12 protein-coding genes and 1 tRNA gene are annotated in these 12,676 nt (G+C 65.7%); 6 read left to right on the plus strand and 7 right to left on the minus strand.

Annotation, left to right across the window (positions count from 1 at the left end; translation table 11 throughout):
* Positions 1–285: 285 nt before the first annotated feature.
* On the plus strand, positions 286–489 hold the full coding sequence (locus ACPTTC_RS05230) for a cold-shock protein (RefSeq protein ID WP_011351289.1): 204 nt from the start codon (positions 286–288) through the stop codon (positions 487–489).
* Positions 490–630: 141 nt separating this feature from the next.
* The gene (locus ACPTTC_RS05235) at positions 631–1,767 is read left to right on the plus strand and encodes an exonuclease domain-containing protein (protein WP_423391766.1); all 1,137 of its coding nucleotides are present in this window, start codon (positions 631–633) and stop codon (positions 1,765–1,767) included.
* A gap of 34 nt (positions 1,768–1,801) precedes the next feature.
* On the opposite strand, the gene ACPTTC_RS05240 is transcribed toward ACPTTC_RS05235, so the two are convergent.
* Complete coding sequence (locus ACPTTC_RS05240) at positions 1,802–2,395, minus strand: chorismate mutase (protein WP_423391767.1); 594 nt, start codon at positions 2,393–2,395, stop codon at positions 1,802–1,804.
* 224 nt (positions 2,396–2,619) lie between these two features.
* The gene (locus ACPTTC_RS05245) at positions 2,620–2,766 is read right to left on the minus strand and encodes a hypothetical protein (RefSeq protein ID WP_165765576.1); all 147 of its coding nucleotides are present in this window, start codon (positions 2,764–2,766) and stop codon (positions 2,620–2,622) included.
* 197 nt (positions 2,767–2,963) lie between these two features.
* On the opposite strand from ACPTTC_RS05245, the gene ACPTTC_RS05250 reads away from it, so the two are divergent.
* The 3 genes from ACPTTC_RS05250 (at position 2,964) to ACPTTC_RS05260 (ending at position 6,329) form a co-directional block, all read left to right on the plus strand.
* Positions 2,964–3,353 carry a DUF2946 domain-containing protein gene (locus ACPTTC_RS05250; RefSeq protein WP_226195609.1) on the plus strand — a complete coding sequence of 130 codons (390 nt, stop codon included), beginning with the start codon at positions 2,964–2,966 and terminating at the stop codon, positions 3,351–3,353.
* Between the two features lie 124 nt (positions 3,354–3,477).
* The gene (locus ACPTTC_RS05255; RefSeq protein ID WP_423391768.1) at positions 3,478–5,829 is read left to right on the plus strand and encodes a TonB-dependent receptor; all 2,352 of its coding nucleotides are present in this window, start codon (positions 3,478–3,480) and stop codon (positions 5,827–5,829) included.
* Positions 5,830–5,912: 83 nt separating this feature from the next.
* Positions 5,913–6,329, plus strand: a complete 417-nt coding sequence (locus tag ACPTTC_RS05260) for a TlpA family protein disulfide reductase (protein WP_244136345.1) — start codon at positions 5,913–5,915, stop codon at positions 6,327–6,329.
* Positions 6,330–6,408: 79 nt separating this feature from the next.
* Here ACPTTC_RS05260 and ACPTTC_RS05265 read toward each other — a convergent pair whose 3' ends face one another.
* The 5 genes from ACPTTC_RS05265 to pepN form a co-directional block, all read right to left on the minus strand.
* Positions 6,409–6,663 carry a GlsB/YeaQ/YmgE family stress response membrane protein gene (locus ACPTTC_RS05265; protein ID WP_114176412.1) on the minus strand — a complete coding sequence of 85 codons (255 nt, stop codon included), beginning with the start codon at positions 6,661–6,663 and terminating at the stop codon, positions 6,409–6,411.
* 262 nt (positions 6,664–6,925) lie between these two features.
* Entirely contained in the window at positions 6,926–7,138 is a 213-nt protein-coding gene (locus ACPTTC_RS05270; RefSeq protein ID WP_423393315.1) for a hypothetical protein, read from the minus strand.
* Positions 7,139–7,515: 377 nt separating this feature from the next.
* A tRNA-Thr gene (locus ACPTTC_RS05275) sits at positions 7,516–7,591 on the minus strand.
* 207 nt (positions 7,592–7,798) lie between these two features.
* A complete protein-coding gene (locus ACPTTC_RS05280) occupies positions 7,799–8,812 on the minus strand; it encodes a class 1 fructose-bisphosphatase (RefSeq protein WP_089439471.1) in 1,014 nt (337 codons plus the stop codon).
* A 279-nt stretch (positions 8,813–9,091) separates the two neighbouring features.
* Positions 9,092–11,785, minus strand: a complete 2,694-nt coding sequence (gene pepN, locus ACPTTC_RS05285) for an aminopeptidase N (RefSeq protein WP_423391769.1) — start codon at positions 11,783–11,785, stop codon at positions 9,092–9,094.
* A 187-nt stretch (positions 11,786–11,972) separates the two neighbouring features.
* On the opposite strand from pepN, the gene ACPTTC_RS05290 reads away from it, so the two are divergent.
* Complete coding sequence (locus ACPTTC_RS05290; RefSeq protein WP_175967072.1) at positions 11,973–12,671, plus strand: DUF4136 domain-containing protein; 699 nt, start codon at positions 11,973–11,975, stop codon at positions 12,669–12,671.
* Positions 12,672–12,676: the final 5 nt, after the last annotated feature.

Below are 12,676 nucleotides of genomic sequence, written 5' to 3' on the forward strand. Positions count from 1 at the left end.
TTTCACGGTTGAAAATATCGGAACTATGATCCCGGTAATATTGACAGGTTTTTGATGCGAATCAATTAATAAAAAGCGATGGTGTACCGATTCCAATGGCATTAGCGATTTTTTGATAAAACGATAGTCAAAAATTTCCTTGACGCACCCGGATTGTCCAATTTATAAAGTCAGCACACCGTCCTCGGGCGGCGTGCTGGTGCGGGTGCTGGCGCAATGTTTCGGGATTTCGGGAAACGGCTATAAAAATAGCTTTTTTGATCTAATCGAGTGGGGAACGAAGACATGGATACCGGTATCGTGAAATGGTTTAACGATGCTAAAGGTTTCGGCTTTATTACGTCGGACAATGGTGGTGAAGATTTGTTTGCACACTTTTCCGAAATCAAGATGGACGGCTTCAAGACGCTGAAGGAAAACCAGCGTGTTTCGTTCGACGTGAAAGTCGGGCCGAAAGGCAAGCAGGCAGCGAATATCCAGGCGGTCTGACGCGCCACGCATTGCCGATCACGTCCGGCCCCCGCATTGCGGGGGCTTTTTGTTTTCCGGGGACGGAACATTCCGGTTCGGGCTGGCCGCGAACGGGGATGCCGGTGCATACTCACGGAAGCATCGTTTCCCCGTCTTTTCATGTCCGATTCTCCCCGTCCGTCCGATCCCGCCAGCGAACAGCCGCTCGTTTTCGTCGACCTTGAAACCACTGGCGGCTCGCCCGCCGAACACCGCATCACCGAAGTCGGCGTGGTCGAAATCGGCCCGTTCGGCGTGTCGACATGGACGACGCTCGTCAATCCGGGGCAGCCGATTCCGCCGTTCATCCAGCAATTGACGGGTATTTCGGACGAGATGGTGCGCGACGCACCGTCATTTGCGTCGCTGGCGCCGGCGTTGTTCGAGCGGCTCGACGGCAAGCTTTTCGTCGCGCACAACGCGAGCTTTGATCGCGGCTTCCTGCGGGCCGAATTCGAGCGCGCCGGCTTCGCGTTCAATCCCGATGTGCTGTGTACGGTGCGGCTGTCTCGAGCGCTGTTCCCGCGTGAATCGCGGCACGGGCTCGACGCGTTGATCGAACGTCACGGCCTCGTGCCGGCTGCCCGTCACCGGGCGCTGGCGGATGCCGACCTGCTGTGGCAGTTCTGGCGCCTGTTGCACGACATCGTGCCGCTCGAGCGGCTGCGCGACCAGATCGCGCGCACGACGCGCCACTTCCGCCTGGGCGGCGACCTGACCGAAGCCTGGCTCGATACTGCGCCGGCCGGATGCGGTGCGTACGCACTGTTCGGGGCGGAGGACGTGCCGCTGTATGTTGGCCGCAGCGTGCGTGTGCGGCAACGGCTGCGTGCGTTGCTGACCGGCGAGCGCCGTTCGTCGAAGGAAATGCGGCTTGCGCAGCAGGTGCGGCGCATCGAATGGCGCGAGACCGGCAACGAACTGGGGGCGATGCTCGCCGAAGCGCAATGGATCGCCCGGCTGCGGCCGTCGTACAACCGGCGCACCGCGGCCGACGCCCGTGCCGGCGTTGCGCCCTGGCCGTTCGAAGGCGCCGTCGCGTTCGAGGCGAGCGGCGAGCGCCGCCTGTTTCATGTGATCGATGGCTGGCGCTATCTCGGCGCCGCGGAATCGCTCGACGCGGCCGCGCAGCTCGCAGCCGACGGGACGGACGGTGCGTTCGAACCCTTCACCCACCGCCTGCTGCAGACGCATCTCGCGCGCGGCCTGCAACTGATTCCGCTCGCCGCGCTTACGCCTGCGGGGCAGGCGGGTTGATCAGGCGCGGTCGTGCGACCCGCGCCCGCTGTCGTCAGCCGATTGCGCTTGCGCCGCCGGCCGTGCAGACGTGTGACAGCGCGGTGTCGAGTGCCTGCGTTTGCGTGGAGTCGTAGCGCGTGAGCGTCTTCCAGTTGGCGATACTGCGCGCGAGCCGCGCCTGGCAATCAGGCGCATCGCGCAGCGGTGCAACCTGCGCGAGCCCCGCGAGCATTTTCTGCGTCAGCCGGTCGAGCGCCGGGCGCGTGCTGGTCGCGAGGTCGGGCGGCGTGCCTTCCGGCGGCCGCGTCGCGCGCCAGGTCGCGAACAGCGCGTTCTGCACGTCCTTGCTCGCGGCGATCTGATCCTCGAAGAACGTTCGTGCGAACGCGGGATCGACGCCGGCCTGTGCCGCGCGCCTCTCGACCGATACGAGCAGTTCCGCCTCGCGCGGCCGGTCCTCGATTGCCTTGTGATTTGCCCATTTCCATCGAGCGACCGGTTCGGCGAGCGCGAGGCGCTGCGACGCGAGCGCGACGATGTTGGTGAGGGCGGTGTCGTCACCGTCCGCATTGGCGACGCGCGGGGACGAAATGAGGGCGACGCCGAGCGCGGCGACAGCGAGGCTGGCACGAATGGCTTGCTTCATCGGAACGATCGGGAGACCCGGAGCGGGCTGACGGTGGAAAACCAGAAGGATAGACGAAGACAGTCGCGCGGCGTAGCGCAGCGACCGGAGAATCAGCAGGCGAGCTGATCAGGCACCGTCAGGCTGTTGCGGCCCGGGTGCGAGGCGAATTGCGCGCGATGCGCAGCGATGAACCGCACGATAGCGATGATCGACACGTAGCGGTTACAGAACCGAACAGGCGTTCACTTCGGCGAGTACAGCCTGTGCTGCTCGTCGAAGAATGCCCGCACGTGGTCAGGCAATTCGGCGAGGAATTCCACGCCGACGGGTTCCGGATCCGGGCTCATCACTTGCTCCGGCGGTGGCATGCGGGTTGGTCTTTCGTCCATGGTCATTTCTCCAGCAGGTTCGATGATTATCAACCTCGCGCTTGAATTTATGCCAGTGGCGAATCGTTAGATTTTGTCTCTGTTGTATTAACGGTACATGCGCTCCGACGCGCGCTGTGATGCCGACTATTGCATCGTGCGGAATCGGCAACAATCGGCCCGCTTGTTATACTTGCGCGCACTTTTTCTGGACCGCGATGAAACGAACGACGCGATGGATCGGCCTCGTATGGCTGGCGCTGGTACTGAACGTACTGTCGCCCGTCATCGGCTATGCGCGTCTTGCATCGAGCGGCGCCGGCGAGCTCACGCTCGAGTTGTGCAGTGCAGCGGGCGCCCGCCAGGTCGTGCTCGCACAGGCGGGCGGCGATCACGATGCGTCGTCGTTCGACCATGCCGGCGTGCCGCACTGCGTGTACTGTCCGGGCTTCGCGGCGAACGTGGCGCTCGGGTCGAGCCTGCCCGTGTTGCCGGGCTTCGTGCGGACGTTCGCCTATCGCGCGGCCGCGCCGGCCATTCCCGAATTTCCCCGCAAGGGCATCCGTTTCGCGCAGCCTCGCGCCCCGCCTGAAAACGCTCCGATCTGATTGATGTCGTCCGCGCGCCCCGGTGGCGCGCGTGCCGTCCGCGGCCGGGCCGCGTGCCGCGCCGTCCGTGCGCGGTGCGCGCTCGCGTCCGGCGGCGTCCGATCACGTTTTCAGGAATTCATTCATGTCCTCTCCCTTCGCCGCGCGGCCGTCGCGCGGCCGGCTCGCGCTCGCATGCGCGGCCGCATTCGCGTGGTCTGCCGCTCATGCGGCCTCAACCGACGATGCGCGCGGTGGCGCCGAGCGTGCTACCGATGCCGCCGCTCCCGCTTCGGCTGTCGCACCCGTGCCGCCGGCGCCGGCGGCCGGCGATACGCTGACCGCCGTCAGCGTGACCGCGCAGCGGCAACCGGTCGATCCGGATACGCCGGCCGTCGTCACGTCGATCACGCGCGAGCAGATCGAATCGCACACCAACGTCACCACCGAGGACGCGCTGAAGTACGCGCCGAACCTGATGGTCCGCAAGCGCTATATCGGCGACCGCAACAGCGTGTTCGCGGGCCGCGACTTCAACGAACTGCAGAGCGCGCGCGGACTCGTCTATGCCGACGGCGTGCTGCTGTCGAACCTGCTCGGCTCGAGCTACGCGTACCCGCCGCGCTGGTCGCTGATTCCGCCCGACGATATCGCGCGCGTCGACGTGCTCTATGGCCCGTTTTCCGCGCTGTATCCGGGCAACTCGATCGGCTCGACCGTGCTGCTCACGACGCGTCGCCCGGAAAAGCTCGAGGCGTCGCTGTCGACGCAGTTCTTCACGCAGCGCTACCACGACGGCTACGGATTCGCGGACAGCTTCGGCGGCAATCACCAGACCGCGCGGATCGCGAACCGCGTTGGCCGGTTCTGGTTCGCGCTGTCGCTCGACCGGCTCGAGAACAACAGTCAGCCGATGCAGTATGCGAGCCCCAATTCGGCGTACAACCCGAAGCTCGGCATTGCCGTGCCCGTGACGGGCGCCGCGACCGACATCGGGCCCAACGGCCGGCTGCGGACCATCGTCGGCGCGCAGACGATCGAGCGGACCGAGCAGCTCAACGAGACGGTCCGGATGGGCTATGCGTTTACCGACCACGTCGATGCAACGCTCACGCTCGGGCATTGGGAGAACCATTACCGGCAGCACGGCGAGACCTTTCTGCGCGATGCGGCCGGCAATCCGGTCTACGGCGGCAATGTGTCGATCGGCGGCCAGAACATGACCGTCGCGCCGAACGCGTTCGCGCCGCAGCGTGGCGACCAGGAGAACTGGCTGTACGCGCTCGGACTGAACGGCCGGCTCGATTCCGGCTGGCGCCTGTCGGGCGTCGTATCCGCGTACGACGTGTCGCGCGACGTGCAGCGCTCGGCGTCGACCGTGCAGGGCGGCGCAGGCACGCTGTTCCAGGGCGACGGCACCGGCTGGCGCACGCTTGACCTGAAGGCCGAGGCGCCGGAAGTGAAGGGCCATACGTTCACGTTCGGCTATCACTACGACAACTACTTCCTGCGCAACATCACGTACAACACGGCCGACTGGCTGGCCGGGCCGACCACGTCGCTGTCGAGCGTCTATCGTGGCGACACGCGCACGCAGGCGCTGTTCGGACAGGACGCGTGGCGCTTCGCGCCGGGCTGGCTCGCGACGCTGGGGCTGCGCTACGAGCGCTGGGATGCGTACGGGGGCGCGCTCGGCAATGCAACGGGCACGCTCGGCTACGCGGACCGGAGCGCGAACGCGCTGTCGCCGAAAGTCGCGCTGCAATGGGATGCGACCGACGTCTGGCGCTTCCGGCTGTCGTTCGCGACCGGCACGCGTTTCCCGACGGTCGGCGAACTGTTCCAGGGCACGATCTCGAACAACGCGATCGTCAACAACAACCCGAACCTGCGGCCGGAAAAGGCGATCGACTGGGACTTCACGGCCGAACGCGACGTGGGTGTCGGCGTCGTGCGTGCCAGCGTGTTCCAGAGCGACCTGCGCGATTCGATCTACAGCCAGACGACGGTCTCGGGCGCGACGACGGTGACCAATATCTCGAACGTCGATCGTGTGCGTGTGCGCGGCGTCGAACTCGCGTTCAGCGGCGAGAACGTCGGGCTGCGCGGGCTCAATCTCGACGCGAACGTGTCGGCGAGCAACGCACAGATCCTTGCCGATGCCGCGAATCCCGCGTATGTCGGCTCGCGCTTTCCGCGAATTCCGCGCATGCGTGCGAACCTGCTCGCGTCGTATCGCTTCGACGAACACTGGCTTGCGAGCGTTGGCGTGCGCTACTCGGGCCGCCAGTTCAACACGCTCGACAACAGCGACGTGAACCCGGATGTCTACGGGGGCACGAGTTCGTTCACGGTCGTCGACTTGAAGGCGCGCTACCGTTTCGACCGTCACTGGACCGCGTCGCTCGGCATCGACAACCTGACGGATCGACGCTACTACGTGTTCCATCCGTATCCGGGTCGTACTTTCTATGGAGAACTGAAATGGTCGCTGTGAGATCGCTCGCGGCAGGCGGCGCGCTGTGGTTCGCGTTGCCGGGCATCGTGCTCGCGAGCGTGTCCGCGTAGGCCGGCGGCGAACTGTGGCCGCTGCGGGCGGCCGACGTCGCGCGCCTGTATGCGGCCGCGCACGAGCGGCCGCTGGCGGTCGGGATCTGGTCGCTCGATTGCGGATACTGTCGCGAGAACGCCGCGCATCCGGTTGCGTGGCAGCGTCGTCATCCGGACGTACAACTCGCGATGGTCGCGACGGACGCGTACGACGACAACGGCGCGGCCATCTCGCATGCGCTCGCGCAGATGAAATTGCCGCCGCAGGTCGCGCAGTACGCGAACGCGGAGCCGATGCCCGAGCGTCTGCGCGCGGCGCTCGATGCGGGATGGAGAGGGGAAATGCCACGCACCGTGTGGATCGGGTGCGATGGCGCACGCGAAGCGCGCAGCGGATTGCTGACGGCAGACGTGCTCGAGAACTGGTTGCGGCGCGCGGAGCGCTGAACGGGCCGACGGCGCGCGGCGAACGGGCCGCGCGCCGCCCTGATGCGAAAACGCGCCCGAAGGCGCGTGGAGAGAAGTGTCAGGCCGCTCGCTTGAATAGCCGGATCACGAACAGCAGGATCACCGCGCCGACGACCGCGACGATCACCGAACCGATGAAGCCGCTGCCGATGCTGATGCCGAGCAGCCCGGCGAGCCAGCCGCCAATCACCGCGCCAACGATCCCGACGATGATGTCGACGATCAGCCCGAAGCCGCCGCCCTTGACGAGCAAGCCGGCAAGCCAGCCGGCGATCGCGCCGATGATGAGCCACATAATCAAGCCATGAGCCATGGTTGTCCTCTCCTTGAGTTGTATCGAATGACCGGACGTCGGCTGTGTCGCCGCAAGCTGAATGAATGCGGCATCGCGACCCGCCGTGCCGCCCACGCAATGTACCGCGATAGACGGGTCGGAATCGTTAAGTAATGTTATGCACCCTTAACGGGATTTTCCAGAGAATTCGTCTGCGTACGGCGACGCTCGCGTACGGGCAATGCGTGACGAAATGGATCTGTAAGAACGGGGCGCCGGTGAAGGCGGTCGGCCATGAGCGTCATCGTTCGCGCGTCGATGCCTGCATGCCCGCGTCGGGCAATCCGTCGCTTGCGTCTGCGATCGGCCGTGCGACGGTCGTGGCATCGCCGATCGTCTCGATCGACAGCAGGGCGAAGCGGGTGAGAAAGCGCGACCCATCGGCTTCAGCGATCCGCGTCATCGTGCGGCCGGGGTCGGTGTCGAGCGTGTTGCGTTCGGTATCCGTCATCATGCGGTTTCTTGAGGGGCGGTTGATGCGTCCGAACTCGTACGCGAAGATCGTGCATTGCACGACCGACAGCGCGTCGTCGAACAGCTTCAGCACTCCGGCTGCGAATGCGTTCAATCCGCTGTCGCCGATCACGGCGTCGAGGCGCGCCGCACGCGATACGTCCAGTTGCCCGGTGAGTTCGGTCGCTCGAGACGCCAGGTGAGCATGATGTTCGGAGAGGGCTGATCGGTCTGTCGATTGTGATCGGCGTGGTGCGGCGCGGGAGTCGGGTGACGCCCGCAAGCGGAGCGGACGCGGGCAGAAGGAGGGTGGCGCACGATTTGGCGCCCGGAATGAGAAAAGGGCTGACAAGCAATGCTTGTCAGCCCTTTATAACTTGGTGCCGGAGATAGGAGTCGAACCTACGACCTTCGCATTACGAATGCGCTGCTCTACCAACTGAGCTACACCGGCATCAGAGAAACGAAATTATAAGGTGAAATTTGAAATCTTGGCAATAGGTTTTGCGAATTTTTTTCAGCTTGCTGCTGCTGTTTCGCGAAACTCATCGACTTGGCAAACTTCCCGCTTCGTTTCACTGCGATGCGACCCGTTGGGGTCACATCGAGAGGCGCGATTGTACGTACGTCGCGCGACCCTGTCTAGTGCTGCAGCGCAAATTTATTGCTTTTCCTGATGGTAACCCGTCACACGCTCGACTTCGTTCTTCGAACCGAGGAACACGGGCACGCGCTGGTGCAGGCCCGTCGGCTGCACTTCCATGATGCGCTGCGTGCCAGTCGTCGCGGCACCGCCTGCCTGTTCGACGATGAACGACATCGGGTTCGCTTCGTACATCAGGCGCAGCTTGCCCGGACGATCGGGCGTGCGCTTGTCGGCCGGGTACATGAAGATGCCGCCGCGGTTCAGGATCCGGTGCACGTCGGCAACCATCGATGCGATCCAGCGCATGTTGAAGTTGTCGCCGCGCGGGCCGTCCTTGCCGGCGTTCAGTTCGTCGACGTAGCGCTTGACCGGGTCGTACCAGTGGCGCGCGTTCGATGCGTTGATCGCGTATTCACGCGTGTCGGCCGGAATCTGCATGTTGCTCTGCGTGAGCACCCATGAGCCGACTTCGCGGTCGAGCGTGAAGCAGTTCACGCCGTTGCCGGTCGTCAGTACGAACACCGTCTGCGGGCCGTACACGGCGTAGCCGGCCGCGACCTGCTGGGTGCCGGGCTGCAGGAACGATTCCTCGGTTGCCTGCTTGCCGTCCGGGCAGCGCAGCACCGAGAAGATCGTGCCGATCGACACGTTCACGTCGATGTTCGACGAGCCGTCGAGCGGATCGAACACGAGCAGGTATTCGCCGCGCGGGTAGTTCGCGGGGATCGGGAAGAACGTTTCCATTTCTTCCGATGCCATCGCGGCGAGGTTGCCGCCCCATTCGTTCGCGTCGAGCAGGATCTCGTTCGACAGGATGTCGAGCTTCTTCTGCACTTCGCCCTGGACGTTCTCGCTGCCGGCGGTGCCGAGCGCTTCGCCGAGCGCGCCCTTCGACACGTTGTAGCTGATCGCCTTGCACGCGCGTGCGACGACTTCGATCAGCAGGCGCAGGTCGGCGGGGAGGTTGTTGGTCTCACGTTGCTGTTCGATCAGGAACTTCGACAGCGTGGTGCGGCGGGCAATGGACATGACAGACTCCAGAAGGCCAAAGAATCCTTGAATGGCCGCAATTTTACCCGTCGCGCCTCGCGTACCGCCGGGTTTTTTCGTCCGGTTACATGACCGGGCGGCCGCCCCGGCCCGGTTTCCGGAGGGGGAGACGGGCGGGACGCGCGTTGTCGCGGCGGCAGGCGGCGCGGTCAGACCCCGCGATTGCGCGCGGGTCCGGCAGTAGTCACACGTAAAAAAAGCCGGTGCCGCGACGGGCGGCACCGGCTGTATCGCGCAGGCGCGATGCGGGCGAGGGCGTTACGCGAGCGCCTTCTCGACGATCTCGCGCACGTCGCGCGATTTCGCACCGGCGGCGACCTGCTCGAGCGCTTCGCGCATCCGGTCGCGCAGTGCCGGCGTGAAGCGGCGCCACAGTTCGAGCGAGCGGGCGAGGCGCGCCGCGACCTGCGGGTTGATCGCGTCAAGCGCGAGCACCTGTTCGGCCCAGAACGCGTAACCCGAGCCGTCCGCCGCGTGGAATTGCGCGGGGTTGGCCGCGCAGAAGCTGAAGATCAGCGAGCGTGCGCGGTTCGGATTCTTCAGGTTGAACGCGGGGTGCGCGAGCAGCTTGCGGACCTTCGCGAGCGTCGGCTGCGCGGGCGTACCGCGTTGCGCGGCCTGCATCGCGAACCACTTGTCGATCACGAGCGCTTCCTTCTCGAAGCGGCGATAGAAATCGTCGAGCGCGTGCTCGGCCGGTTCGTTCGTGCCGGCGGCCGCGGCGGACAGCAGCGCGCCGAGCGCCGCCGCGCGATCGGTCATGTTGTTCGCCGCATCGTATTGCGCAGTCGCGAGGCGCACGGCATCGGCCGGATCCTCGAGTTCGGCGAGATACGCGAGCGCGAGGTTCTTCAGCGCGCGGCGGCCGGAGGCCTCCGGCGTCGGTTCGTAGGCGCCGGGCGTCTGGTGCTGCTCGATTGCGGCGAGCCAGTCGGCGCGCAGCGCGTTGGCGAGCTGGCGGCGCACGAACTGGCGCGCTCGATGCACGGCAGCCGGATCGGCTTCCGCCATCTGGTCGGCGAGGTAGGTTTCCGACGGCAGCGTCAGCGCGAGTTCGCGGAACGCCGGCGACAGCGTCGCGTCGGTCAGCACGCGGCGGAATGCGGCGACGAAGTTCTCGCCGAGCGTGAGCGGCTCGTTCGCGGCCGCACGCGCGGCGAGCGTCAGCAGCGCGCGCGTCGCGAGGCGCTGGCCGGCTTCCCAGCGGTTGAACGGATCGCTGTCGTGCGCGAGCAGGAAGGCGAGGTCGTCGTCGCTGTAGTCGTACTCGACGATCACCGGCGACGAGAAATTGCGCAGCAGCGACGGCAGCGGTTGCTCCGGTACGTCGACGAACGTGAAGGTCTGCTCGGTGTCGGTGAAGTCGAGCACGCGCGTCGTGCCTGCAGCGGCGGCTTCGCCGTCGAGACGCAGCGGCAGGTCGCGGCCGTCGCGACCGATCAGGCCGATCGCGAACGGAATCAAGAGCGGCCCTTGCTGCGTTTCGCGCGCGGCCGGCGAAGCGTCGCCGTAACCCTGCGCGAGCGTGACCGTATAGCGGCGCGCGGCCGCGTCGTACGCGGTGCGCACCGACACGCGCGGCGTGCCGGCTTGGCTGTACCAGCGCTCGAACTGCGCGAGATCGCGCCCGTTCGCGTCGGCCATCGCGTGACGGAAGTCGTCGCAGGTCACTGCATGGCCGTCGTGGCGCTTGAAGTACAGGTCCATCCCCTTGCGGAAGCCGTCGCGGCCGAACAGCGTCTGGTACATCCGCACGACTTCCGAGCCTTTCTCGTAGACGGTCATCGTGTAGAAGTTGTTGATCTCGACGAAGCTCTCCGGGCGCACCGGGTGGGCCATCGGGCCCGCATCCTCGGCGAACTGCAACTGGCGCAGCACGCGCACGTCCTCGATGCGCTTGACCGCGCGGGCCGCCGATTCGATGTCGTCGCCCGCGGCCATGTCGGCCGAGAATTCCTGGTCGCGGAACACCGTCAGGCCTTCCTTCAGGCTCAGCTGGAACCAGTCGCGGCAGGTCACGCGGTTGCCGGTCCAGTTGTGGAAGTACTCGTGGCCGACCACCGATTCGATGTTCGCGAAGTCGGTGTCGGTCGCGGTCTCGGGGTTCGCCAGCACGTACTTCGTGTTGAAGATGTTGAGCCCCTTGTTCTCCATCGCGCCCATGTTGAAATCGCCGACCGCGACGATCATGAAGCGGTCGAGATCGAGCTCGAGGCCGAAGCGCTTCTCGTCCCAGCGGATCGAGTGGATCAGCGAGTCCATCGCATGACGTGTCTTGTCGAGGTCGGCCGGTTCGACCCACACCTGCAGCAGCTTTTCCTTGCCCGAGCCGGTCGTGATTTTCTCCTCGATCGCGACGAGCTTGCCCGCGACCAGCGCGAACAGGTAGCTCGGCTTGCGGAACGGGTCTTCCCACTTCGCGAAGTGTCGGCCGTCGGGCAGGTCGCCCGAATCGACGAGGTTGCCGTTCGACAGCAGCACCGGGTACGCGGCCTTGTCGGCGCGCAGCGTGACCGTGTACGACGCCATCACGTCCGGGCGGTCGAGGAAGTAGGTGATGCGGCGGAAACCCTCGGCTTCGCACTGCGTGAAGAAGTTGCCGCTCGATACATAGAGGCCGGACAGCGTCGTATTCTGGTCGGGCGCGCATGCGCTTTCGAGCGTCAGCTCGAAAGATTCGGGGACGTTCTCGACGGTCAGCCCGTGTTCGTGCGCGCGCACGGCGCCATGCGGCGCGCCGTCCACGTGTGCGCCGAGGAATTCAAGCGCTTCGCCCATCAGCTCCAGGTGCGGCGTGGGTGCGGCGTCCGGATTGCGGCGCACGCGCATCGTATTCCTGACGATCGTACGGGCCGGCGCGAGATCGAATTCGAGTGCGACGGAATCGATGAGGAAGGCCGGCGGCGTGTAGTCGGCGCGGCGGATCACGGTGGAAGAGGCGTTGTCGGACATGGTCGTCGAGATCGGTGGTGTGGGGGACGGGCCCGTGGCACGGGCCGGGCGAACCGGGCCATTGTACAAAGGCTGGCGGCCGCGTGCCGGGCGAACTTTTTACCGGTTCCGGGAGTCCGCGTATTATCGGCATCCCGTTACGGTTCGCGCGGTGCGACGAACGGGTGACGGATCGAAGAGGATCAACATGAAACGCCAATGGATTCAACGCGGTGCGGGCTGGGCGGCGGTGCTGTGCGTGGCGCTGCTGACCGGCTGTACCAGCTACGTGACGACCCAGGTCACGGCCTTCTCCGACTGGAGCGGCAGCGACGCGACACGCACCTATGCATTCACGCGCACCGATGCGCAGAAGAACAGCATCGAGCAGTCGACCTACGAGCCGATCGTCGCGAACGAACTGTCCACGTATGCGTTCCGGCAGGTGCCGCAGGCGCAGGCGCGGTACCTCGTCGGGCTGACCTATGCGGTCGGCAGCGATCTCGTGACGGTGCCGCAGCCGGTCTATTACGATCCGTGGTTTGCGCCCGGGCCGTACTGGCGGCGCGGGCCGTGGGGCCCGTGGGGGCCCTGGGGGCCGATGCCGGCCGGCTACGTCGCGCAGACGTACCAGGTGTTCGACTACACGCTCGGGATTCGCATCACCGAGCGCGCGACGGGCAAGGAGGTGTATAACGTGTCCGCGCGTACGACCGGCGACAACGGCACGCTGCTGTACGCGATGCCGTTCCTCGCGCGCAGCGCGCTCGCCGATTTCCCGCTGTCGAACGGCGCGGTCCGTTCGGTCCGGCTGCCGGTCGACAAGCGCGGCGGCCCGGCGGCGCCGGCCGCCAACGAGCGCGCGGTGCCGGTGGCGCCTGCCTCGGGCGCAGCCGCCGCGAAGTAACGCGG

This window comes from Burkholderia mycopellens (assembly GCF_964265025.1).
Taxonomy (GTDB): Bacteria; Pseudomonadota; Gammaproteobacteria; order Burkholderiales; family Burkholderiaceae; genus Burkholderia.